General features: G+C 69.6%; 22 protein-coding genes and 1 pseudogene. 17 read left to right on the top strand and 6 right to left on the bottom strand.

What is annotated here, in order from left to right:
• Nucleotides 1-5: 5 nt before the first annotated feature.
• The 6 genes from MTO91_RS02360 (at nucleotide 6) to MTO91_RS02335 (ending at nucleotide 6719) form a co-directional block, all read left to right on the top strand.
• Nucleotides 6-2393, top strand: a complete 2388-nt coding sequence (locus MTO91_RS02360) for a xanthine dehydrogenase family protein molybdopterin-binding subunit (protein ID WP_476653587.1) — start codon at nucleotides 6-8, stop codon at nucleotides 2391-2393.
• 14 nt (nucleotides 2394-2407) lie between these two features.
• Nucleotides 2408-3265 (top strand): FAD binding domain-containing protein, encoded by an 858-nt coding sequence (locus tag MTO91_RS02355; protein WP_476653586.1) that lies wholly within the window; start codon nucleotides 2408-2410, stop codon nucleotides 3263-3265.
• Nucleotides 3262-3762: a (2Fe-2S)-binding protein gene (locus MTO91_RS02350; RefSeq protein WP_476654791.1), complete on the top strand. Its 501-nt coding sequence runs from the start codon at nucleotides 3262-3264 to the stop codon at nucleotides 3760-3762. Before MTO91_RS02355 ends, MTO91_RS02350 begins: the two co-directional genes overlap by 4 nt.
• A gap of 23 nt (nucleotides 3763-3785) precedes the next feature.
• Nucleotides 3786-4256 carry a YbhB/YbcL family Raf kinase inhibitor-like protein gene (locus MTO91_RS02345; RefSeq protein WP_476653585.1) on the top strand — a complete coding sequence of 157 codons (471 nt, stop codon included), beginning with the start codon at nucleotides 3786-3788 and terminating at the stop codon, nucleotides 4254-4256.
• A 101-nt stretch (nucleotides 4257-4357) separates the two neighbouring features.
• Nucleotides 4358-5134, top strand: a complete 777-nt coding sequence (locus MTO91_RS02340; RefSeq protein ID WP_476653583.1) for an enoyl-CoA hydratase/isomerase family protein — start codon at nucleotides 4358-4360, stop codon at nucleotides 5132-5134.
• Between the two features lie 331 nt (nucleotides 5135-5465).
• Complete coding sequence (locus MTO91_RS02335; protein ID WP_476653581.1) at nucleotides 5466-6719, top strand: IS256 family transposase; 1254 nt, start codon at nucleotides 5466-5468, stop codon at nucleotides 6717-6719.
• A 251-nt stretch (nucleotides 6720-6970) separates the two neighbouring features.
• Here the strand turns inward: MTO91_RS02335 and MTO91_RS02330 are convergent, their stop codons facing one another.
• Nucleotides 6971-7768, bottom strand: coding sequence for a transposase family protein (locus MTO91_RS02330; protein ID WP_476653580.1), 798 nt, complete (start codon nucleotides 7766-7768; stop codon nucleotides 6971-6973).
• A 372-nt stretch (nucleotides 7769-8140) separates the two neighbouring features.
• On the opposite strand from MTO91_RS02330, the gene MTO91_RS02325 reads away from it, so the two are divergent.
• Nucleotides 8141-8998, top strand: a complete 858-nt coding sequence (locus tag MTO91_RS02325; RefSeq protein WP_476653578.1) for a hypothetical protein — start codon at nucleotides 8141-8143, stop codon at nucleotides 8996-8998.
• Here MTO91_RS02325 and MTO91_RS02320 read toward each other — a convergent pair.
• Entirely contained in the window at nucleotides 8979-9293 is a 315-nt protein-coding gene (locus MTO91_RS02320; RefSeq protein ID WP_476653577.1) for a hypothetical protein, read from the bottom strand. The genes MTO91_RS02325 and MTO91_RS02320 overlap by 20 nt on opposite strands.
• Before the next feature lie 150 nt (nucleotides 9294-9443).
• On the opposite strand from MTO91_RS02320, the gene MTO91_RS02315 reads away from it, so the two are divergent.
• On the top strand, nucleotides 9444-10430 hold the full coding sequence (locus MTO91_RS02315; protein ID WP_476653576.1) for a type IV toxin-antitoxin system AbiEi family antitoxin domain-containing protein: 987 nt from the start codon (nucleotides 9444-9446) through the stop codon (nucleotides 10428-10430).
• A 57-nt stretch (nucleotides 10431-10487) separates the two neighbouring features.
• The gene (locus MTO91_RS02310; RefSeq protein WP_476653574.1) at nucleotides 10488-11363 is read left to right on the top strand and encodes a nucleotidyl transferase AbiEii/AbiGii toxin family protein; all 876 of its coding nucleotides are present in this window, start codon (nucleotides 10488-10490) and stop codon (nucleotides 11361-11363) included.
• Between the two features lie 85 nt (nucleotides 11364-11448).
• Here the strand turns inward: MTO91_RS02310 and MTO91_RS02305 are convergent, their stop codons facing one another.
• Nucleotides 11449-11796 carry a hypothetical protein gene (locus tag MTO91_RS02305; protein ID WP_476654998.1) on the bottom strand — a complete coding sequence of 116 codons (348 nt, stop codon included), beginning with the start codon at nucleotides 11794-11796 and terminating at the stop codon, nucleotides 11449-11451.
• Between MTO91_RS02305 and MTO91_RS02300 the strand changes: the two genes are divergently transcribed.
• The 3 genes and pseudogenes from MTO91_RS02300 (at nucleotide 11760) to MTO91_RS02290 (ending at nucleotide 15103) form a co-directional block, all read left to right on the top strand.
• Nucleotides 11760-12959 carry a TraM recognition domain-containing protein gene (locus MTO91_RS02300; RefSeq protein WP_476653572.1) on the top strand — a complete coding sequence of 400 codons (1200 nt, stop codon included), beginning with the start codon at nucleotides 11760-11762 and terminating at the stop codon, nucleotides 12957-12959. The two genes, MTO91_RS02305 and MTO91_RS02300, sit on opposite strands and share 37 nt — an antisense overlap.
• A 78-nt stretch (nucleotides 12960-13037) precedes the next feature.
• Nucleotides 13038-14277: pseudogene (locus MTO91_RS02295) on the top strand (IS256 family transposase).
• Between the two features lie 22 nt (nucleotides 14278-14299).
• On the top strand, nucleotides 14300-15103 hold the full coding sequence (locus MTO91_RS02290) for an excalibur calcium-binding domain-containing protein (protein WP_476653571.1): 804 nt from the start codon (nucleotides 14300-14302) through the stop codon (nucleotides 15101-15103).
• 830 nt (nucleotides 15104-15933) lie between these two features.
• Here MTO91_RS02290 and MTO91_RS02285 read toward each other — a convergent pair.
• From MTO91_RS02285 to MTO91_RS02275, 3 genes are all read right to left on the bottom strand, one after another.
• Entirely contained in the window at nucleotides 15934-16761 is an 828-nt protein-coding gene (locus tag MTO91_RS02285; protein ID WP_476653570.1) for a hypothetical protein, read from the bottom strand.
• A gap of 94 nt (nucleotides 16762-16855) precedes the next feature.
• The gene (cutA, locus tag MTO91_RS02280) at nucleotides 16856-17206 is read right to left on the bottom strand and encodes a divalent-cation tolerance protein CutA (RefSeq protein WP_476654790.1); all 351 of its coding nucleotides are present in this window, start codon (nucleotides 17204-17206) and stop codon (nucleotides 16856-16858) included.
• Between the two features lie 32 nt (nucleotides 17207-17238).
• The gene (locus MTO91_RS02275; RefSeq protein WP_476653569.1) at nucleotides 17239-17565 is read right to left on the bottom strand and encodes a hypothetical protein; all 327 of its coding nucleotides are present in this window, start codon (nucleotides 17563-17565) and stop codon (nucleotides 17239-17241) included.
• A 13-nt stretch (nucleotides 17566-17578) separates the two neighbouring features.
• Here MTO91_RS02275 and MTO91_RS02270 point away from each other — a divergent pair, with 13 nt between their 5' ends.
• From MTO91_RS02270 to MTO91_RS02250, 5 genes are all read left to right on the top strand, one after another.
• Nucleotides 17579-17863, top strand: a complete 285-nt coding sequence (locus MTO91_RS02270; protein WP_476653568.1) for a hypothetical protein — start codon at nucleotides 17579-17581, stop codon at nucleotides 17861-17863.
• A gap of 188 nt (nucleotides 17864-18051) precedes the next feature.
• Complete coding sequence (locus tag MTO91_RS02265) at nucleotides 18052-18441, top strand: hypothetical protein (protein WP_476653566.1); 390 nt, start codon at nucleotides 18052-18054, stop codon at nucleotides 18439-18441.
• Nucleotides 18438-18779 carry a WhiB family transcriptional regulator gene (locus MTO91_RS02260; protein ID WP_476653565.1) on the top strand — a complete coding sequence of 114 codons (342 nt, stop codon included), beginning with the start codon at nucleotides 18438-18440 and terminating at the stop codon, nucleotides 18777-18779. Before MTO91_RS02265 ends, MTO91_RS02260 begins: the two co-directional genes overlap by 4 nt.
• Before the next feature lie 160 nt (nucleotides 18780-18939).
• Entirely contained in the window at nucleotides 18940-20523 is a 1584-nt protein-coding gene (locus MTO91_RS02255; protein WP_476653563.1) for an FtsK/SpoIIIE domain-containing protein, read from the top strand.
• Nucleotides 20524-20585: 62 nt separating this feature from the next.
• Nucleotides 20586-22181 carry a replication initiator gene (locus MTO91_RS02250; RefSeq protein ID WP_476654789.1) on the top strand — a complete coding sequence of 532 codons (1596 nt, stop codon included), beginning with the start codon at nucleotides 20586-20588 and terminating at the stop codon, nucleotides 22179-22181.
• Nucleotides 22182-22190 lie beyond the last annotated feature (9 nt).

The raw sequence follows: 22190 nt of genomic DNA, 5'->3' as shown, positions 1-22190 counted from the left end.
GGAACATGCGAGAGTCGAGCACCCCCCGGGTCCGGCCGGGGACCCGCAAGGACATCGTCACCGGCACAGCGCGCTACGTCGACGACGTGCGCCTCGACCGGCTCCTACACATGGCGGTCGTCCGGAGCACGCAGGCCCACGCCCGGCTGCACAAGGTGCGGACGGCCGAGGCGCTGGCGACGGGGGGCGTGGTGGCCGTGTTCACCGCCGACGATCTCCGCGATCGGATCGACCCGATTCCCCCCTTCCTGAACCCCGCCGCGTTCGGTGGCCGGAAGGTCGACGTGTGGCCCCTCGCCGCGGACGTCGTGCGGTACGTGGGCGAGCCGATCGCAGTCGTCGTGGCCGAGGACGCCCTCACCGCCGCCGCGGCCGCGCGATCGGTGCGGGGTGCGTACGAGGTGTTGCCGCATGTGTACGCGGGCGCGGACGCGGTGCGGGACGACGCTCCGCAGCTCTACGAGCAGGACGGCTGGCCGACGAACGTCATCATGCACCGGCGGACGCTCAATGGACCCGTGGACGAGGTGTTCCGGGATGCTCCGCACGTCGTCCGGGAGACCTTCGAGATCCAGCGGTACACCGCGACCCCCCTCGAGCCGCGCGGCTACGTCGCGGAGTGGACGGACGACGGATCGTCCGACGGTCGCCTGACGCTCTACGCCGGCTGTCAGAACCCGCACCAACTCCGCTGGACTGTGGCCCGGACGCTGCGCATGCCGGAGGAGTCGGTCCGTGTCGTGGTGCCCACAGTCGGCGGGTCCTTCGGGCTGAAGATGCACGGGCACCCCGAGGAGGCGCTGGTCTGCTTCGTGAGCCGTGCCTGCCGTCGCCCGGTGAAGTGGATCGAGTCCCGCGAGGAGTGCCTGCTGGTCGGTGGCCGGGAGCAGACGCACGACGCCGAGGTCGCGTTCGACGACCGTGGGGTGATCCTCGCTCTCCGCGATGCGATCGTCGTCCCCGTCGGTGCCGTCTCGGCCACCGTCGGGTGGGGAATGGCGGGCGTGAGCGCCGCCACGCTTCCCACCGCGTACCGGGTCGACGTGGTGGACGTAGACCTCCGGGTCGTCGCCACCAACAAGCCGCCGTGGAACGCGACCCGGGGCTTCGGCAAGGAGGCCGCCGTGCTGATCATGGAGCGGCTGATCGATCTCGTGGCCCGCAGCCTGAATCTCGACCCGCTTGAGGTCCGCCGGCGGAATCTCTTGACGCCGAACGAGCTCCCGCACCGCCTGCCGAGCGGGTACGCGATCGACAGCGGCGACTTCCCGAGGCTCCTCGAGCTCGCCGCGGACCGGGCCGACTACCACGGTCTGCGGCGGCGACAGTCGGAGCTGAGCACCGAGGACCGGGTGATCGGCGTCGGCGTCGCGTTCGAGATCACCCCCGAGGGGGGCGGCCACCAGGGAAAGCTGCACGAGACACAGCTCGGCAACACGGACACCGCGTCCGTACGCCTGTGCCCCTCGGGTGCCGTCGAGGTGCTCACCGGGGTGACGAGTCCCGGGAACGGGAACGACCTCGGCATCGCGAAGCTCGTCGCGGCCGAGCTGGGGCTGTCGCGCGAGCAGGTGTCCGTCCTGCAGGGCGACACCGATCGGGGCCCCTATGGGTACGGGAACAACAGCAGCAAGGGCCTCACCATCGGAGGGGCCGCGGCTGTGCTCGCGGCCCGTGACCTGGCCGGACAGCTCCGGCGGGCCGCGTCGCTGGTGCTTCAGGAGGACGAGCAGCGGATCACGCTCCTGGACGGGCTGGCGAGCACGCCCGACGGACGATCGGTCGGGATGGCCCGGCTGTACGGCGTCCTGCATGCGTCGCCCCCTCATCCGGGGGGGCCGTGGGCGTCGGAGTTCACCCGGACGTACCGGCCCCGCCAGACGGAGATCGTCGGGGAGGAGACCGCCTACCCCTCGACCTACCCCTACGTGTCCAGCGCGGCATATGTGGCCGTCGTCGCGGTGGATCCCGGTACGGGCGTGGTCGAGCTGGACCGGCTGGTCGTCGCCGACGACTGCGGGGTGGTGGTCGACGAGCAGCACGTGGTGGGGCAGTTGCACGGAGCGGTCGCGATGGGACTCGGGGGCGCGCTCTACGAGCACAGCTCGTTCGACGCATCCGGCCGGCTGGTGGCGAACGACTTCAAGAGCTATCTGGTACCGCGTGCCACGGACATGCCCCAGCTGGAGGTCACGCATCTCGGGACCCCCAGCCCCAACACGTTGCTGGGGACGAAGGGGGCGGGCGAGGCCGGCATCGGGGGTGCGATGGCGGCGACGGCGAACGCGGTGGAGGACGCACTGAATCGCTTCTCGAACGCCCGTGTCCGGACCTTCCCGCTGACCCCGCCTCGCGTCCTCGAACTCATCGCCCAGGGCACGGAGGCCGGCTGATGGTTACGGCGTGGATGGTGCGACCGGAGTCGGTCGAGGAGGTCGACGCCTGCCGGCAGGAGTATCCCGAGCACGTTCTCCTCGCCGGCGGGACGCTCACCGTCCCGGCCCTCCACAAGGGGAACCTCGAGGCGCCGGGGGTCATCGACCTCAGCCGCGCGGGTCTGGCGTACATCCGACCCGAGGGCGACGAGCTGCGGATCGGGGCGATGACGACCTACGCGGATGTAGTCGGTTCGGAACCCGTCCGGGATCACGCCCCGCTCCTCGTAAGGATGGCTCAGGGCATCACCGGCGGCGTGCAGATCACCGGGCAGGGCACCCTCGGGGGATCGGCGTGCGCGGGCCGGCCCCACTCGGACTTCCCCGCGGTGGCGTGCGCGCTGGATACGGCCGTCGTGATCCGCGGGGGCGGGACGGAGCGGACGGTCCCCATGTCCGGATTCCTCCAGGGTGCGCAGTCCTGCGATCTCGCGCCACACGAGTTCGTCGTGGAGTTCCGGCTGCCGAGGCCCGTGGTGACGGAGTCCTCGTACCACAAGCTGAAGTTCGCAGCCGGTACGTGGCCGATCGTCACGGCGGCCACGACCGTCGAGGCCCGGGACGACGGCGCCACCGCGAGACTGCGGCTCACGCTCGGGGGCGTAGGCAACATCCCCCTCACGGTCCGCGGTGACCGATTCCCGATGGACGACCTGCTGCGGGAGGACTCGGTGGCATCGGTCCTGCGCGCGCTAGAGGCGGCGTCCGCCGCCTACGACGGGTGGTGGAGCGACGTCTACGCGCCCGGTGACTACCGGAAGCAGGTGGCGCCGCACGTGGCACGGCGCTCGTTGAACGGCCTCGAGGCGACGTGGGGGCGAACCGCATGACACAGCGAGCTCAGCCGGAGGAGATCCCCTTCTCGGCCCGAATCAACGGAACCGACAGGTCCTCCCCCATCGATCCTCGCGCGCGTCTCGTGGACGTACTGCGGGAACGGTTCGACGTCCGGGGTGTCCGCGTCGGCTGCGGGAATGGCGACTGCGGCAGCTGCACGGCGCTCGTGGACGGGGTCCCGAGGAAGTCGTGTCTGCTGCTCGCCGCGCAGGCGGAGGGCAGGTCGCTCGAGACCCTCGAATCGCTCGCGGGCGACGGGGGCGAGCTGAACCCGGTCCAGCAGGCCTTCGTCGAGAGCTATGCGTTCCAGTGTGGATTCTGCGTCCCCGGAATGGTGATGTCTGCAATGGATCTGCTGAGCAGGAACGACGACCCCTCGAACGAGGAGGTGCGACGCGCGATCGACGGGAACATCTGCCGGTGCACCGGTTACCAGAACATCGTCGCGGCGGTCCGGCGCGCAGCCGACTCGCGACGCGATGACGGATGAGCAATTTCGGTAAGGAGCAATGAATGGTCAGGAAGCTGACGACGTTGTGGATCCGCAGTTCGGTCTTCGCCACCGGAGAGCGGATCCCGGCGAAGTACACGGGTGAGGGCCCCGACGTATCCCCGCCGCTGGAGTGGGGAGGGGTGCCCGAGGGCACCGCGGAGCTGGCCCTCATCAGCGACGACAACGACGCGCCGCGGCCCTCGGCCTTCACACACTGGGTGCTGCACGGCCTGCGGCCCGAGGCGGGTGGTCTGGAGGAAGGGGCGGTCGGCGACTTCTGCCAGGGCTACAACGACTACGGGACGATCGGCTGGCGGGGTCCCATGCCCCCGGTGGGACACGGGACGCACTACTACTACTTCTGGCTGTTCGCCCTCGACAAGAAGATCGAGGCGGGTGACGGCCTCTCCAAGCAGGAGCTGCTCGACCTGATGGACGGTCACATCCTCGGGCAGGAACGCATCGTAGGGACCTACGACCGGACCTCCTGACACAGGCCGCCATCGAGGCCCGGGCGCGCGATCGGCGCCCGGCCTCGATGGCCCTGTGCGTTCCGGGAAAGAGCACGAGCGGACAGTTGTGGATGGGTGAAATGACGAGCGGAACGTCCGGGGAGGTCTCGGTCGCTGTCGACCGGGACACGCACGTGGGGGTGGTGGAGATCCACCGGCCCCCGCACAACTACTTCGACACATCTCTCATCCGGGAGCTCGCGGCGATCTGGGAGTCACTGGATGAGGACCCGGACTGCCGAGCGATCGTGTTGTGCTCGGAGGGGCGCAACTTCTGCGCCGGCCGCAACTTCGCAGGCGAGCGTGCCGAGGGCGACGATCCCGAGTCGCTCTACACCGAAGCCGCTCGCCTGCTGGCCACGGGCACGCCCTGGGTCGCGGCGGTCCAGGGGGCGGCCATCGGCGGCGGTCTCGGCCTCGCGATGGCGGCCGACTTCCGGGTGGCGAGCACCCGGGCGTCGTTCAGCGCCAACTTCGCCAGGCTCGGCTTTCACCACGGCTTCGGCCTCACCGTCACGCTCCCGTCGGCGGTGGGCCACCAGCGGGCCACCGAGCTCCTCTATACCGGGATGCGGATCGACGCCGAGCAGGCAGCGGCCATCGGCCTGGCGGATCGGGTCGTCGACAAGACGAGCCTGCGGGAGGAAGCGACGGCGTTCGCGGGCAGCATCGCGGCCGCCGCGCCCCTCGCCGTCCGGGCCATCCGCGCCACGATGCGAGCCGATCTGCTCGAGCGCTTCCGGGCGGCGACCGCGGCGGAAGCGGCGCGGCAGGGACCGCTGCGCGAGACGGCAGACTTCCGGGAGGGGGTGGCGGCAGCGCGCGATCGCCGCACACCCCGCTTCACCTACAGCTGACCGGAGGCGGATCAGCATGGGTGTGACCGGCCGATCGGTGGGATCGGGTCCGATGCACGGGGAGCATGCACGGTCCGGACGTCCGCGCTGCGCAGCGACAACGTGTGAACCGCCCCGGGATTGCTGGAGGCTCTGATGTGCCTCTTCTATCGGCGGTGTTCCGTCCGGGCTCGAGTCATTTCCGAGGCCGTTCGGCCTGTCCCGTGGCAGCGAGTGGCGTCCATCAGAGTGGTGTGCGACCGGCCCGGTGACGGGCGGAGCCTCGTGTAGGGCGGCCACCGCGTGATCTTCTTGAACACCTCTCACAGAACTCAAGAAGGACGACCACGCGATGACCGCACCCTCCAGTATCGACCCCACCCGGTTCCTGCACGAGCAGCTGGCCCAGGCGAGTCCGGACCTGCTGCGTCAGATGCTGACCACCTTCATCAACACCCTGATGTCCGCGGAGGCCGACGCCGTGTGCGGCGCCGACTACGGCGAGCGCACCGACGACCGGGTCAACGTGCGCAACGGCTACCGGCACCGCGAGTTCGACACCCGCGCCGGCACCCTCGACGTCGCGGTCCCCAAGCTGCGTACGGGCTCCTACTTCCCGGACTGGCTTCTCGAGCGCCGCCGCGCCGAACGGGCCCTGACCACGGTCGTGGCGACCTGCTACCTGCTCGGGGTATCGACCCGGCGGATGGAGAAACTCGTCGACTCGCTCGGCATCACCCGGTTGTCGAAGTCGCAGGTGTCGGTGATGGCCGCCGACCTCGACGCCCACGTCGCCGAGTTCCGTGCCCGCCCGCTCGATGCGGGTCCCTACACCTTCGTCGCCGCCGATGCCCTGGTGCTCAAGGTCCGTGAGGGCGGCCGGGTCGTGAACGTGCACGCCCTGCTCGCCACCGGGGTCAACGCTGACGGTCACCGGGAGATCCTCGGCCTGCAGGTCACCTCCGCCGAAGACGGCGCCGGCTGGCTGGGCTTCTTCCGCGATCTGACCGCCCGCGGCCTGACCGGGGTCCGCCTGGTCACCTCCGACGCGCACGCCGGGCTGGTCGCCGCGATCGGGGCGACGTTGCCCGGAGCATCGTGGCAGCGGTGCCGCACCCACTATGCGGCGAACCTGATGTCGGCGACACCGAAGGCGAGCTGGCCGTGGGTGAAAACGTTGCTGCACTCGGTCTACGACCAACCCGACGCCAGCTCCGTGCATGCCCAGTTCGACCGGATCCACAGTGCTCTCGACGAGAAGTTCCCCCAGGTCGCAGCCCACCTCGACGAAGCACGCGCCGACGTGCTCGCGTTCACCGCGTTCCCGAAGGAGGTGTGGCGACAGATCTGGTCGAACAACCCCACAGAACGCCTCAACCGCGAGATCCGCCGCCGCACCGACGTCGTCGGGATCTTCCCCGACCGCGACTCACTGATCCGCCTCGTCGGCGCGGTCCTGGCCGAGCAGCACGACGAGTGGACCGAAGGACGCCGCTACCTCGGCCTCGACGTCCTCGCCAGAGCCCGCGCAGCCACCGACCCCAGCCCCACCGACGACCACGAGGAGACCATCCCGACCCCAACTATCCCGGCGCTCAGCGCCTGACCCAGCAAGATCACGCGTCAGCCGTCACACACCACGCCCGGGGACTTGACCTGGCAGCGGGAGCCGCCGTTCAGTCCTTGGGGTCCTCGTAGTACTCGGGAACGCGCTGCAACGCTGGTCGGGAAGGTACGACCGGTGTTCACCGTAGTTCCTGAAGCTGGCAACGCTGATGACCCCCGCGATGGGTTGTCGTTGATCGACGAGATCGCCCGTGACGGTGCCCGCCGAATACTGAGCCTTTGCCAACTTGATCAAGTGCCGGCGATCATGAGGGTCTGAACTGCGGCGATGAGCTTGCCGGCGGTGTTCGGGCTGGAGCGGATCTTGCGGAGGATCTTCCAGTTCTTCAGCTCGGCGTTGATCCGCTCGCCGGGACCCCGCCGGCGTGCGTGCGCTGCGTTGACCTCCTTCTGCGCCCGCGACAGTCGCCGGTAGCGGCCGGTGTCGGGGTCGAGTCGGCGGCGTCGCTGCGGGACCGCGACTGTCGGTCCGGCGCCTTGATAGGCGGTGTCGGCCGCAGCGGGGATCTCATGTTCGGACAGGGCGTCGATGATGCCGTGTTCGCGGGCTGCGCCCATGTCGTGGCGGGCACCGGGCAGCGGCGGGGAGATCCACACGAGTCGGCCGACCGGGTCCGCGATGACCTGCACGTTCAGCCCGTGGGCCTTGTGCTTGCCCGAGTAGAACGCCCGGTCGTAGCCGCTGGCCATGCCGACCCGATCGATGCGCAGCAGGGTGCCGTCGACGATCACGAACGCCTTCCTGGTGGCGACCTCGATCGCCTGCTCCAGCGTCGGCGCCATCGCCGCGAGGAGGTCGAGCGCCTCACCGATGTAGCGGTAGACCGTGGAGGTGCCGATCCGGAACCCGCAGGCCAGGTCGGCGTAGGTCTCGCCCTTGCGCAGGTAGGCCACCACCAGCAGGGCTTGTCGCCCCGCGGTCAACTTGCGCCAGCGGCTCCGGGGCAGATTCCGGTGCGCTCGCAGCGCATCGGAGTGCACGCCGAGCGCGCGGCTGGACACGGTCATCCCCGACGGGTAGGACAACACTTCGAAGCTCCTGGTCAGACGGACAGATCTAGGCAATCGCCCGTCTACCAGGAGCTTCACCCATTAGAGGCCACGCCACGCCGTACAGGTCCTGACCTGCCTGTACGTCAGGTTGGCAAAGGCTCACTGGCTGAGGCCCTGCAGGCCAAGGTTGATGCCTACATCCCGCTTCGCGGCCGATCGCGACGAGCACGGCGCCGGCCCGCACGCGGCGGGGCCGGTGGGGAAGACCGGCATCCGCCGCGCCCACGCCCCGTTCACGTTGATCCGGTGACCGGTTCATCACTTCTGGGGATCCGGGTCCGATCCTGTGACGAGTTATGCCGCGGTCGCGATTAGAAGTCGAGACCCTCGACCAAACGGAGCAGCTCAATGGTTCGTACGCCCGCGCGCATCCTCGCCGCCACCGCCGTCGGCGCCCTGATGGCTCTGACGGTCGGGGCGTGCTCGGGCGGCGATCCGATCGCTGAGTACGTCGCTGACGTCCGCGGCGAGCTGTCGGACGGCGACAACGCGAGCGTCAACGACAACGGGATCATCTTCGCCGGGAAGGCGATCTGCGGGATGAAGGACCAGGCTCAGGCCAACCCTTCCTCGTTCGGTAACGAGAAGGTCGTCGCGCTGGCCCTGGACAACTGCGATGTGCTGGCGACCGCCGACCCCACACCGGGCGACGGCTACCCGGCGGGCGGCGAAGGCGCCGCCGCGGGCGAGAGCGAGGCCAACGCGGCTGAGAGCAGCGGGTTGACCGACCGCGGCGCAATGTCCGCCCAGGTCGGCCAGCGGATCGAGTTGTGGGGTCCGCCGCAGGTACCGCAGCCTGGTCAGTACGTGACGGTGACCGCGATCCGGCCTGTCACAGCATGCAAGGGCAAGGCGATCGGCGACCAGGGGCAGAGCATCCCCGCAAAGCCGAAGAACGGCAGATTCTTCGCGGTCGACATGAAGATCGAGAACACTCCCGCGTACGACAGCGCCCAGCCCGGTTACTACGCGGGCTCGTCCCAGCAGTACGACTTCGTGGCGGCCGACGGGACCGCGCTGGACAAGGTCGACACCCTGGTCGCCTTCTACTGCACCGGCGAAGAGTCGCCGTTCAGCGACCTCAAGCCCGCTCGGGCCTACACCGGCACGAAGTACGTCGACATCTCGAACTCAGCGGGCTGGCTGATCTTCGGCCAGTCGACCTACGCTGGAGCCGGCTACGAGTTCAAGATCCCCGCCGCCTGACCCCCGGGTCGTCGGACGCGTCTACCCCGCCGGTCGCCGTCTGCGCGACCGCTGGCGTGTTCATCCTCCGCCCTGGGGTCAACGGTTCGTCCGGGCTGCCGTCCTCGACCTCGATCCGCAGATCCGCGGCATCGAGGACGACCCGGACCCTGCGCGGCGCGGCCGCGTGCTCGACGGCGTTGATGACCAGTTCCGTGCACACCAGCTCGGCGTCGATCCGGCCGTCCCCCGCCGGGATCAACTGTCGCAGCCGCGACTGCAGAGCCGGCAGGCATGACGCGTCGCTGAACTCCACGGCGAACGACCGACCAACCCGTTACAAGCCGGCCGGGCGCCGCCCCATAGACCTGGGCGCGGATGACCTGACGAGCCAAGTGCTGCAGTAGTTTCATACACGCCCATCCCGATACTGCGATAGTTTCGCTCTGAATGTTACTATTGCAGAATGAAGGGTGACGGGGAGACCGTGCTCGCCGATATCGCGGCCGGCCAATGGGGCCTGGTCACCACCCCCCAGGCCGTCGCAGCCGGCCTCAGCCGCGTACAGCTATCGCGGCTGAGCAAGGCCGGTGTCCTGATCCGGCTCAGCCACGGCGTCTACGCCCTGCGGGGCTCACTAGGCACCGAGAACCTCGAGCTGCTGGCCGCGTGGCTCACCCTTGATCCCACCCGGCTCGCCAGCGACCGCCTCGACAACGGACCCCGCGGACCGGTGGTGTCCCATGCCTCCGCTGCTGCCCTCTACAACCTCGGCGACCTCGACGCCGATCGCCACGAGTTCACCGCCCCCACCCGCAAGCAGACCCGACGAGCCGACCTGCGGCTTCATCGCGGCACCCTCCCCGAGGAGGACGTGACCCTTCATCGTGGGCTCCCCATCACGACGCCTACCCGCACGATCGTCGACCTCCTCGCAGACGGCCACGACGGGGGTCACGTGGCTGGTGTCCTCGCTGACGCGGTGCGGACGCGGCAGATCGACCCTGGCGCGCTCGCTACCCGCATCGGCCCGTACGCAGCTCGGTTCGGCCTCCCCCGCGGCGACGGCTCCGCGCTGCTACGACACCTGCTAGAGATCGGCGGGGTCGCCGAGCAAGCGGACGCGGACGTGATTGCGGACGTCGCTCGCGCGGCCCACGTTCCGGTCCCGGCAATGATGGCCGCCCTACAAGAGGCCCAGCTCGCGCCTATCCGCGAGGCGCTCGACCGGCTTTCACCCCTGGCCGCCCTCAGGACGAACCAACTCGCGCCGATTCAGGAAGCGCTCGACCGGCTCTCGCCCCTGGCCGCCCTGAGCGAGGCCCAGCTAGCCCCCGTCCGGAAGGCGTTGGAATCGCAGGTGTCGCCGATCAATGAGGTGGCCAAGCGCGCCCTCCTGAACCCTGGCGCCGCGCGCGGGGCAGCGGACCGTTCGAACAGCGAGGATGAGTAGGCCATGCCGGTGTCCCATCCGACCGGGTATGCCACACCCCAAGCGATGTGGGCTGCGGTGCAGTCCCGCAGCAGGAACACGGCGAAGCTCACCGGGGCGACCACCAACAACGTGGCGCGCCAGTTCGTCTACGACCGGTTCCTGGCCCGTCTGTTCACCCACGTCCCGGACGGGACGTGGGTCCTCAAAGGCGGCACCGCGCTGCTGGCGCGGGTCCGGTCTGCGCGGCACAGCCGCGATATCGACCTGTTCCGCAGCGCCGGCCCCCTCAACACCGCCCTCGACGAGCTACGCAGCGCTGCTCGCCTGGATCTTGACGACCACCTCCGGTTCGTCCTCCCAGGCGCCCCGAAGCTCAGTGCCGAGCGCCCCGGACAGCCGGGCAGCGAGCTGGCGACGGTGAAGATCGAGAGTTACGCCGGTGTACGCAAGGTGAGCGACTTCAGCGTCGATGTCGTCATTGGAGCGATTATCACTCGCGATCCCGAGGTCCTTTACCCGGCGCCGACCATCTCGCTTCCCGGGATGCACAGCCCGCCGTATCAGCTCTACCCGGTTGCCGACCACATCGCCGACAAGGTCTGCGCCACGATCGAGCGGCACGGCCCCCTACTGCTCCCTTCCAGCCGTGTCCGCGACCTCGTTGACCTCGTGGTCATCGCCCGGACTCAGCGAGTCGCCGCGGACGCACTTCGGGAGGCCATCACAGCTGAATCCCTGCATCGCGAACTGGACCCGATCACACGGTGGGCATGCCCGGATGAATGGGCAGGCACCTATCCCAAGCTCGCCCAAGACGTCGCGAAATGCCGCGACCACCGCGTCTTCAGCCAGGCCTCGGCCCTGGTGGCGGCCTTCCTCGATCCCGTCCTCTCCGGCGAGCTGACCGCGGGCACGTGGGATCCGGAGCGGCTCAGCTGGGCGGCTACGTGACCGGTGCCGCGTTGAGCCATTGGCCTCCTCCGGCCAAGGGCTCTGCCTACGTAGAAGGCGCCGAGCGCCTTCGTGCATGAGGCGCTTACTTCGCGGCTCCCCGGGTGACGATGTGGGCGCTGGCCTGCCCGAACCCCTCCAGGGCAAAGCCTATAGCGACGAGGACGTCAGCCACGGCGTAGTTCATCGTCTCCTGCACGCCCACGTACGAGTCATGGCCGTGGACGAACTCGATCGCCATCCGGTCGTGTTGGGTCCAGGCCACGACCACGCCGTCGGGGTCGTTGGTGGGGGTCAGGCACACTCCGCCGGTGGCTGCCTTGGCGGCGCAATGGTGGAGCTCGAACCCGGCCTCGACGAGCGCGGTCGCGACCTCGCGCGCAAGGTAGCCTGCGGGTGCCAGGTCAGCCGGGCGCCGTAGCCGTAGGTCCACCGGTAGCGGTCGCGCTGGACAACTGGGCCGCGGACTCCCGCGGCTGGGGCATCACCGTCTGGGCCGTGGCCCAGGACCTCGCCCAACTGGAAACCCGCTGGGGCCGCACCCGCGCCCACACCATTTTCGCCAACCTGCCCACCCGGATCGTCCTGCCCGGGGTCGCCGCCCGCGAGGACCTCGAGCACCTGGCCTACCTCGCCGGGCGCCGCACCGTGGTGAAGACCAGCGAAGGCCGCAGCCACACCGGCGACGGCCGCTGCACCCGCTCGCGCAACCAGGCGAAGGCCCGCGAACCGGTGGTCACCGGCCACACCATCTACGGGCTGCCCCGCTGGCACGCCTACGTCCTCGGGCTGGGCACCAAGCCGGCGATCGTCCGGTTCGAGCCCGGCTGGCGCCGCCGCCGGCGGCGGCTCATCCCGGTCCCGTCGGTCCGTCGACCGGGGGAAACCGCGCGTCGCACCGGTCCCCCTCACCGCCGTTCCCGACCCGGTGGAGGATGCCGCCTGATGAACGACTCCACCCCACCCGGCCCCGACGACCCCACCGGCGTTGACCCCACCGATGCCCCGACTGGCCCCGGCGGGCCCGCCACCGCGCCCGACGGCGGGCCGCTCAACCGCCGTCCCGGCGCCGGGGAGACCACCTGGATCGTCGAGCTGCGCCGCCTGCGGACCGGGCTCACCGACCTCGGATCGCGGATCGAGGGCCTCGCCGGGCGGGTGGAGGACTACACCGGCCACCACAACCACCTCGCCGCGGTCGTCTCCGAGCAGATCGCCCCGGCACTGGCCGCGCTGCGCCGGTTCAGCACCGAGGAGCTCAACCGCCAGGCCGGCCAGCTCGACGAGGTCCTGACCACCCTGCGCCGCAGCGCCCCGGTCCACTGGCCGGCCCTCACCGCCGCGCAGGCCCGCGCCCAGTGGCCGATCCTGGCCCAGTGGATGGCCGAGGTCCTCGTCCCCTGGTACGAGATCACCCGTGACGAGCTGCCCGACTGCTGGGCATTGCACCGCCCCGCGCTCCTCGAGCTGTCCTGGTTGCGCAGCGCCCACGTCCAGGCCTACCTACGCTCGTCTGCGCCCAGCGTGGCAGGGGAGTGGCACCTGCGCTGGCGCCCCGGTTGCGTCCACGGAGGTGGTGTACGGCGTTGCTGCTGATCAGCGGCGTGGCGTCGGGATGTGAGACGGCCACCGCGTGATCCTTCGAGTGCTTGGGTTCTCGAGGGAGGAGACGCGATGGCCGCGTCAGACAGTGTGGACGTTGCTGGCTGGTTGGACGAGCACCTTGCTGCGGCGAGCCCGGACCTGCTGCGAACAATGGTCAAGCAGTTCACCGAGGCGTTGATGAGTGCCGAGGCCGACGCGGTGTGCGGTGCTGGCTACCGCGAGCGGTCTGATGGGCGGGTGAACAGCCGCAACGGGTACCGGTTGCGGGCCTGGGACACCCGTGCCGGCAGCGTCGAGCTCGCGATTCCGAAGCTACGCTCGGGTAGCTACTTCCCGGAGTGGCTGCTCGAACGCCGGCGGCGCGCCGAGCAGGCCCTGATCTCGGTGGTCGCCACCAGCTACCTGCTCGGGGTATCGACCCGGCGGGTGGAGAAGCTGGTCGGGCAACTCGGCATCGCGAGCCTGTCGAAGTCACAGGTCAGCGAGATGGCCAAGAGCCTCGACGCGCAGGTCGAGGCGTTCCGGTCCCGCCCGCTGGATGCCAGTCCCTACACGTTCCTGTGGCTGGACGCGCTCACCCAGAAGGTTCGCGAAGGCGGTCGGACGGTGATCGTGCACGCCCTGGTCGCGGTCGGGGTCACCGCCGACGGGCCACGCGAAGTGTTGAGCTTGGACGTGGTCTCGGGTGAGGACGGGGCGGGCTGGTTGGCGTTCCTGCGGTCGCTGGTCGCGCGCGGGTTGTCCGGGGTCGCGCTGGTCATCTCCGATGCTCACGCCGGGCTGGTCGAGGCCATCGGCGCCACCCTGGGTGGCGCGAGCTGGCAACGATGCCGCACCCATTACGCGCGGAACCTGGCGACGCGGGTGCCGAAGTCTGCGCAACCATGGGTCCTGACCTTGCTGCGGACGGTGTTCGATCAGCCCGACGCGGACGAGGTGCACGCCCAGTTCGACCGGGTCGTCGACGGGCTGGAAGCCAAGTTCCCCGCGGCTGCCGCGCACCTCGACGCCGCCCGGGCGGACCTGCTGGCGTTCACCCCGTTCCCGCGGGAGGTCTGGCGCCAGATCTGGTCGAACAATCCGCAGGAGCGGTTGAACAAGGAGATCCGCCGGCGCACCGACGTGGTCGGGATCTTTCCGGACCAGGCGTCGGTGATCCCGGCTGGTCGGGGCGGTGCTGGCTGAGCAGACCGATGAATGGGCCGAGCAACGCCGCTACATGGGCGTCGAGGTCCTCACCAAGGCCCGCCAGGCGGTCCTGCCCGCCCCGACCGAGGAGGTGGTGACAGCGACCGCGATCAGCGCATAAGTTGACCGTCGGAGGTCACGAAGTGGTCGTCTTCATCCACCACTTCCACGGACACAACCGTCACCTGGGGATTCCCACCCGCGGACTGGTGGTCGTTCAGGGTCGATTCCGGCCCTTGTCGCGTCGTTTCGTGTCCCAAAAGCGTCCCGTCGAGATCCCGACGATCAACGGCCAGGTCGCACGCTGCGACGGGGCGGTAACACCTTGCGGCCAGCGACCGACCATACGGTCGCGTTCCGGACAGCCAGTCGCACGGGCGCGCTCCCCCTGCTCCTCCCCTCAGAACGCGAGTCCAACGGTGGCATCTCAGGAGACCTCGACCGACAAGAAGCAGGAGGGCAACCCCCTTCTTGGATGTGGGTGCCTACTGGTCATCTTGTTGCTCATCGGTGGCCTCGCTGCATCGTGCCTGGGCGGTTCCGACGAGCCTTCGGACCAGGCACTTCCGACCGCGGCTCCGCCGACAACGACGAGTGCCGCCCCGCCCACCACCTCGACGGCGCCGACCACGACCTACAGCGTTCCTGCTCCGGCACAGCCCGTCGCCGACCGTGACTGCGCGGACTTCAGCTCTCAGAGCGAGGCTCAGGCCGCGCTGCTCCCGGGCGACCCCGAGCACCTGGATCCGGACAACGATGGCGTGGCGTGCGAGAACCACACCTACGGTTCGGACTACAGCTCACCGGACACCTATGTGCCCGCTCCGCGGGCGCCGGCGGACGAGGACAGCAGCAGTGGCGGCACCCGACCGCGCTCGGGCAACTCCGGGCACCGGTGCCTCCCGGGTGAGCGCGATGGAGACAACGACGGGTACTGCGGCGAGTGACGATGACCTACCTGCGGCCAACGGGGTGTGCCTGCACCTCCCCCTTCCCCCTCGTATAGGCCGCTCTGCTCGTCGTGGAGTCGGGGGCAAGGGTGGCGCAGCCATCGCGGAGCGACGCCGAAGGCGCCCTTGCGGCCGGCGCCACGACGTGGACACTTCTCCGGCCGAGGGGGATGCTGAGACCTATGACGACTTCCCGAAAGGACGATGGGTCGTAAGCGCCCTACGCGGGGCCAGCAGTTCTATCGTCGCCCCGTCTCAGTTCCAGGACTCCCCCCGGGGACGATCCAGGCTCTGGACCAACTCGCCGAGCCTGAGCTCAGTGCAGCCGCTGTTGCGGACGCCCTGGATCAGTGGCGCTGGTACATCGAGATTCCTGTCGAACCTCGACGCCTGGAGAAGGACCCCTACGACGAGTGGGTAGGCGAGGCCGCTCGCATCAGGCTCGACGCCGCGGTGGCCGCCCTGCCTGTGCGTGAGGCTCGGCCGCTTCGCCGGATGGTCGCCGCGCTCGACCGGCGGTTCCTGTCGGTGACCGTGCCTGATCCGTCAGTGTCCTCGTTGGCGCCGTGGTGGCAGCGACGTGACTGGTTCTGACCGCATCCTTGGGCAAGACGCCGCACATGGCCCGTGGGGCCGGGTAGACGGCCACGGCGCCGCGAACGGGCCGGAGGTGTAGTGAGCGAGCGACGGGGCCGGCGTTGCCGGCCCCGCGCCGCCGGAGGCGGCGCCTTGATCCTCAAGAGCCGGAATCGGCAGCTGATCGACCTGAGCCGATTCGTGGTACACGACGCGGACTACGACTGAGTCGGACCGCAATGACAGCCGTATTACTGCCAGAACCAGCCCAGATCCAGCTCACACGTCGCGGGAGAGACGGGCGCGGAAGACGACTCCGAGAACAGGAGCTTGTTCAGCCGCACAACCCCAGGTGAAACCGCAGTTCCGGGCGAGCATATCTCACGGGCGAGCACGGAACCTGAAGGAATTCGCACAGTCGATCGGATATCCGGCCTCTGCAGCGTTAGCGAGACATCGTCGACAGCCAGCACATAGCCGATCGATGCAGTCGGCGATCTCACATCTCCGAACTCAACACGTTCAAGTGGATAAACCGGCGAAAGCGCAGTCCATGCAAATACCCACGTGCCGATTACGGAGATAAGCATCGCCCCCATCGCTGCAAAGCAGAGATGTAGCCGACGCCTCACCTTGGCGGGCCACCGACGCTCACCGATCAACTCAGGCGAACGGACTAGGAAGGCAATGAAACCTATAGTTGATACAGCGAGCGCCATGAAAAGTCCATTTGAGTCGCGGGCGCCGAAGAAGTAGAGCGCCAAAGCGACCTGAGATGCCTGCAATGCGATGATCCATCGAACCATCCGCCCACGAGCTTTTGGGTCTTGATAGACATCCCGCTCACGCCATTCGTACTGGAAGACGCGAAGCGCGATCAAGGCCGGCAGGAAGAAGAACGTGTTCAGAAACAGTACCAGGGCGGTGCCGATCCAGATGTTCAGCAGATTCGCAGTTGCTAAGATTGTTGCAACGCTTTGGATATTCCCCGACGCAAGGAACCAGATCTTTACTGCGGCGATTACTGACGGGACGACAGCAATCCAACCCGCGATAGGTACCCGGCGAACAGGCGCCATAATGAAGCTGCCGCGCGATGGACACCGCCGCCCAGTCTGCCTCCTACTATTAACTGTCCTTCTGTAGGGAGTGCGACGCCTCGACACGTTCTGGCTACTCATTAACCTGAGTTTCGCCCGAATCTCCAGGAGCAACGCTCGGAAAAACCTGTTCGGTTTGCCTGCGGATCCAAGCCAAATAGTCCGGACTGCCATCGTAGATCGGTCGGGCGCTGATACTTGGAACAACGTAAGGGTGAACCTCCGCCGCTCGCTCGACAATGACCGAGATGAGACTGCGGCGCGTATGCAAGGATGCCCGACCCTCGGTGCGGTCGTGAACCTCGTCGCCCCACCGATAGGTGGAGCGGACGGGAGCGAAGTTATGGACGTTGGAAGCGAGCCGATCGACGACGAGGCTGCGAGTGAACCCGCGTAACCACTCGGAATCGGGCGCGGTAATCACAACCTCGCAGAGCTCGATCTCGTCAGATGAGTTCACGACGTACTGCCACGAGCAGCGATGAGGTCGGTCATTGCACGATCGGAATCCTCACGGGTCCGCCCCATCGTGGCCCAACCGGTCATGACCTGGTCGTCATAGCCGAGCCCCACCCAGCGGCCGTTGAACTCGATCCCGTGCGGGTGCATCGCGAGGAACATCGTTCCCTTGGACCGCACAGCGCCGTCGGCTGCGGCGTACCAACCGGTGAGGATCTGGTTGTCCCAGAGGCGCAACTCGCCAGACCACAGATAGCCACCCTCGGCCTGGCTGAGCCCGCGCTGAGTCGCAGCGATATGAACGAGGTCGCCCTCCTGGCGCATATGGACGGGCTGGGTGGCAATCTTCTCGGTCTCGGTCCTCGACGCCGACCCCGAGGCCCGCCGCACCGACAAGACGGTCACGGTGAAGATCGCGGCCCCGCACCAGCCGGTCCCGCCCGAGGCCGCCGCCGGGCTGCCGTTCCGCCCGGTCGAGTTCGACGGCCTCAGCGTCACCCCGTACGTGCAGGAGACCGGAGGCCGGCCCCGCGTCGCCTACAGCTTCCGCGCCGCCGGGATGCGCGCCCCCACCGGTCACGGCCACCGACCGGCACCGGGCAAGAACCAGGACGCGGCCTGAGCTGCCACTCACCGCCGCCCAACCAGGTGGAGGGAAGCCCGTGCGTAGCGGGCTCCCCTCCGATCTTCCTCGCCCCTCGTAGCCCTGCCAGGCACTGAGACTCGGAAGGACACCGAGCGTAGATGCACACCTCCCTACCCCGTCGTGCCCACAGCACGACTGACCCCACCGACGGCCAGGTGGTGCCGGTGGCCCGTCTCGTCGAGGCCGGCCTCCGTCGCACCAGCCGCGCGATCCGCGACACCGCACGACCCCCGACCGGGGACCTGCTCGCCCACGCCACCCGGGCCCGGCGCCTCGCCGAGCTCCACACCCGCCGCGCCCGCTGGTGGACCGTCCTGGAACGCGACACCGCCACCAACGGCGTCCCCGCCATCTACGTCGAGGCCGTCGTCACCGCCGTCCTCGACAACGAACGCCAGGCCCGCTATTGGACCGACACCGCCGACGACTGGCAGGCCCTCGCCGACGGCCGACCCACCTCCGACGTCGCCGGGGCGATGTCGAACTGGGCCGACCTCGGCCTCACCGACCCCGCCGCGCCCGGGCTCCCGAACGCCTCGGCGGTGGCCCGATGAGCGCCCAGCCGAGCGGCCGCGCGGTTCTGCGGTTGGTTCCGATCACCGACCCCACCACCGCGACGACCGACACCAGGTGGCGCGACGATGCCGCGTGCGTCGGGCTGGACACCGAGCTGTTCTTCCCCGTCGACGACCGCGCCGCCTCGGTCGAGACCCCGCGTCGAGTGTGCCGGGGCTGCCCCGTGCGTACCGCGTGCCTGGCCGACGCGCTGGCGACGGAGGATCCGGCCCGCCGGTTCGGAATCGTCGGCGGCACCACCCCCGGTGAGCGCCGGACCCTGCACCGCGCCGGGCTCACCCTCTCGGCCTCGACCGTCGGGGGTGATGTCGCGTGAGCGCCACGCCCGCCCCGCGTCCGTCTCGCTGCGAGGTGTGCCGGGCCCCGCTGCACGAGCGGCCGGACCCGCGTCGTCGTCGCTGCGCCGACCACCTGGACCAGCTCGTCCTGGTCCCGCTCGCCACCGTTCGCCCGGCTCGTCGGAAGGGAGGCCGTCGATGACCACGACCGGAACGCTCGTGATGCTCGGTGCGGGTGCGGCGGTGCTGTTGTTCCTGCTGCATCAGCTCGGCCAGTTCCTCGGCCGGATCCTGGAAGCGCTCGCCGCGGTGGCGGTCGTGTTCGTGACGCTGTGGCTGGTCTGCAAGGGCACCGCGGTCGCCGTGGTGTGGCTGGTCCGGCACTGGCGCACCACGCTGACCGCCGCCGGTGTGGGTGCGTGGTGCTGGCTGCTCGGCTGGCCCTCGCTCCTGGTCACCGTCGCGATGGCCGGTGTCGGGCTGGGGTTGTGGCGGCTGGCGTCGGTGCCGTCGTTCGACCGGCTGGCGGGGCGTCGTCTGCGGGCGTGGTGGCTGCGCTGGACGCGGTACGCGCCTCGGCTGCCGCGCTGGATGCGGGCGTGTCAGCTGACGGTCCCGGACCCGGGGACGCCGGTGGTGGTGCAGGTGAACCCGCTGGCCCGAACGTCGACGGCGCCTCGGCAGCGGCCGCGTCGTGACCAGATTCCGCGAGTGCTGGGGGTGCGGTCGGGGCCGTCGTGGGACGAGGTGCGGGTCCGGCTGGTGCCGGGGCAGACCCCGGAGGCGTTCGACCAGGCTGCGCGGGCGCTGGCGGTGGCTCGTGGGGTGGCGCGCTGTCAGGTGCGGGAGCTGGCGCCGAACGTGGTGTCGATCGACTTCCAGCGTCGCAACCTGCTGGCCGGGGTGACCTCGGCTCCGGCGGTGGAGCACTCGGCCAGTGTCGACGGGTCGTCGGTCGATCTGCGCCGGGTGTGGTCGGGGCGGACCGAGTACGGCACCGACTGGCACCAGTCGCTCATCGGTGGGCACACGCTGGTCGCCGGGGCGACGGGGGCGGGCAAGGGTTCGCTGATGTGGGCGCCGCTGCTGTCGATCGCTCCGGCGATCCGGGACGGTCTGGTGCGGGTGAACGGGATCGACCCGAAGGGTATGGAGCTTGCCTACGGCCGCCGGCTGTTCCACCGCTACGCAGTGACCAGCCGCGACACCCTGGACATGCTCGACGAGCTCGTCGAGTCGATGGAGGCCCGCAAGCGTGATCACGCCGGGTCGGTCCGCACGGTCCCGGTCACTCGGGAGACGCCGCTCGAACTGGTCGAGTTCGACGAGATCGGGGCCCTGATCCGCTACGTCGGGGACCGCAAGACCCGGGAGGCGATCACCGAGCGGATCGCGCTGCTGACCACGCAGGGCCGCGCGCTGGGCTTCACCGTCCGGGGCTACGTGCAGGAGCCGACGAAGGACACCGTCCCGGTCCGGGAGCTGTTCCCGCGACGGGTGTGCCTGCGGGTGGCGTCCAGGTCCCACGTCGGGATGGTGCTGGGTGAGCACGCCTACGACCGGGGTGCGTGGGCGAACCGGATCGGGGAGTCGGAGGCCGGCGTCGGCTACCTGTTCGGCGAGGGCATCCGCGAGCCGCTGCGTGTGCGGGCGGGGTGGGTGTCGGACGAGGCGATCAAGGCCCTGGAGGGCTTCGTCACCGGCGTCGTCCCGCGGACCACCGCCGGGCGGGTGCTGGCGCTGCCCTCCCCCGCCGGGCATCAGGCCGGAGGTGCCGCGTGACCGCCCCGGAGAGCCCCACCGTCCCGATCGACCAGGACAAGCTCACCCGCGCCCAGAAAGCCATGCTCGCGCTGTCCAACGAGGTCGCCACGCAGCTCGCCGAGGACCACGGCGTATGCGTCCGACCGCTCGCCATGCGCCGCATCGACCAGAGCAGCGGGGGGTTCGACGTCGTGCCCGTGCCGTGCGGGTCGACGCGGGAGGACCAGTGCCGCCCGTGCGCGGAGAAGGCCAGACGCCTGCGCATGGTGCAGTGCCGCGAGGGCTGGCACCTCGAGGACGAACCGATCGCCAAGCCCGCTGACCCGTCCGCGGCGCAGAAGGAGCTGATGACGGTGCGGGCGGACCTGCACGCCGCCTACACCGACGCCCGCACCAAAGGCGACGAGGAGGAGTGCGAGGAGATCCGCGAGACCGTCGCCGAGGTCGACGCCGAGCTACGCGCCCTCGGGGTCCGCGGTCGGCTGGCTCCGCTCGACCCGACACCTCAGACCGTGCGCCGCTCGACCCGCCGCCGGCAGGACGCACCGAACCTGCCCCGCCGCCCGGTCGAGGACCGCACCCTCGGGCGGGTGTTCGGCGGGAAGTACCGGCCCTCCACGTTCCTCACCCTGACCCTCGACACGTATGGGCGGGTGGACAAGCACGGCGCCGCGCTCGACCCGGACTCCTACGACTACCGCCGGGCCGCTCGCGACGCGATCCACTTCTCGAAGCTGCTCGACCGGTTCTGGCAGAACACCCGCCGCTGCGTCGGGTGGGACGTGCAGTACTTCGGCACCGTGGAGCCGCAGAAGCGCGGAGCCCCGCACTTCCACGCCGCCATCCGCGGCACCATCCCCCGCTCCGAGCTGCGCGCGATCACCGCCGCCACCTACCACCAGGTGTGGTGGCCGCCCCACGACGAGATCGTCTACTCCGGGGACCGGCTGCCGCGCTGGGACAACCACCACAAGGCGTTCGTCGACCCCGACACCCGGAAGCCGCTACCAACCTGGGACGAGGCCACCGACCCCGACGTCCTCGCGGCTCCGGCGCACACGGTGGTGTTCGGGCCCCAGGTCCACGTCAAGGGCATCCTCGGCGGCTCTGAGGAGGCCGGCCGCCACATCGGCTACCTCACCAAGTACCTCACCAAGTCCGTCGGACAGGCCGCCGGCCTCGACGAGTCCGCCACGTCACGGCAGCGCGAGCACGCCCGCCGCCTCGCCGCCGAACTCGCCATCACCCCGTGCTCGCCGCGCTGCCCCATCTGGCTGCTCTACGGCATCGAACCCAAGAGCGCCCGGCCAGGAACGACGCCAGGGCATTGCAAGGGCAAAGCCCACAAGCCCGAGCACCTCGGGATCGCCGGGCGCCGCGTGCTGGTCTCCCGGAAGTGGTCCAACAAGTCGCTCTCGGACCACCGCGCCGAGCGGACCGCGTTCGTTCGGCAACTGCTCGACCGCGCCGGGGTACAGCCCGCCTATGCCGTCGACGACGGCCCGTTCACCTGGGAGACCACCAAGCCCGGGGACTCGGACGTGCCACCCCGCACGGTGCTGCTGCTCCATGCGATCAACCAACGCTCCCGATGGCGCGCGGACTACGACGCCGCCGTCCTGGCGACCAGCGATGCCCCGCCCGACCGTTCGGCAACTCGTGATCACGCGGCCTGACAGGAGACC

The sequence above is a fragment of the Pseudonocardia sp. 2-7 genome (genome assembly GCF_056341085.1).
Note: the sequence above shows the minus strand (reverse complement) of the source record. Positions and strands in the feature narration are given on the sequence as shown.

What these genes read in the sequence shown, in the direction of transcription:
- MTO91_RS02360 (WP_476653587.1), top strand. Translation starts at nt 6, where the DNA reads ATGCGAGAGTCGAGCACCCCCCGGGTCCGGCCGGGGACCCGCAAGGAC.
- MTO91_RS02355 (WP_476653586.1), top strand. Translation starts at nt 2,408, where the DNA reads ATGGTGCGACCGGAGTCGGTCGAGGAGGTCGACGCCTGCCGGCAGGAG.
- MTO91_RS02350 (WP_476654791.1), top strand. Translation starts at nt 3,262, where the DNA reads ATGACACAGCGAGCTCAGCCGGAGGAGATCCCCTTCTCGGCCCGAATC.
- MTO91_RS02345 (WP_476653585.1), top strand. Translation starts at nt 3,786, where the DNA reads ATGGTCAGGAAGCTGACGACGTTGTGGATCCGCAGTTCGGTCTTCGCC.
- MTO91_RS02340 (WP_476653583.1), top strand. Translation starts at nt 4,358, where the DNA reads ATGACGAGCGGAACGTCCGGGGAGGTCTCGGTCGCTGTCGACCGGGAC.
- MTO91_RS02335 (WP_476653581.1), top strand. Translation starts at nt 5,466, where the DNA reads ATGACCGCACCCTCCAGTATCGACCCCACCCGGTTCCTGCACGAGCAG.
- MTO91_RS02325 (WP_476653578.1), top strand. Translation starts at nt 8,141, where the DNA reads ATGGTTCGTACGCCCGCGCGCATCCTCGCCGCCACCGCCGTCGGCGCC.
- MTO91_RS02315 (WP_476653576.1), top strand. Translation starts at nt 9,444, where the DNA reads ATGAAGGGTGACGGGGAGACCGTGCTCGCCGATATCGCGGCCGGCCAA.
- MTO91_RS02285 (WP_476653570.1), bottom strand. Translation starts at nt 16,761, where the DNA reads ATGGCGCCTGTTCGCCGGGTACCTATCGCGGGTTGGATTGCTGTCGTC.
- MTO91_RS02275 (WP_476653569.1), bottom strand. Translation starts at nt 17,565, where the DNA reads ATGCGCCAGGAGGGCGACCTCGTTCATATCGCTGCGACTCAGCGCGGG.
- MTO91_RS02260 (WP_476653565.1), top strand. Translation starts at nt 18,438, where the DNA reads ATGAGCGCCCAGCCGAGCGGCCGCGCGGTTCTGCGGTTGGTTCCGATC.
- MTO91_RS02255 (WP_476653563.1), top strand. Translation starts at nt 18,940, where the DNA reads ATGACCACGACCGGAACGCTCGTGATGCTCGGTGCGGGTGCGGCGGTG.
- MTO91_RS02250 (WP_476654789.1), top strand. Translation starts at nt 20,586, where the DNA reads ATGCTCGCGCTGTCCAACGAGGTCGCCACGCAGCTCGCCGAGGACCAC.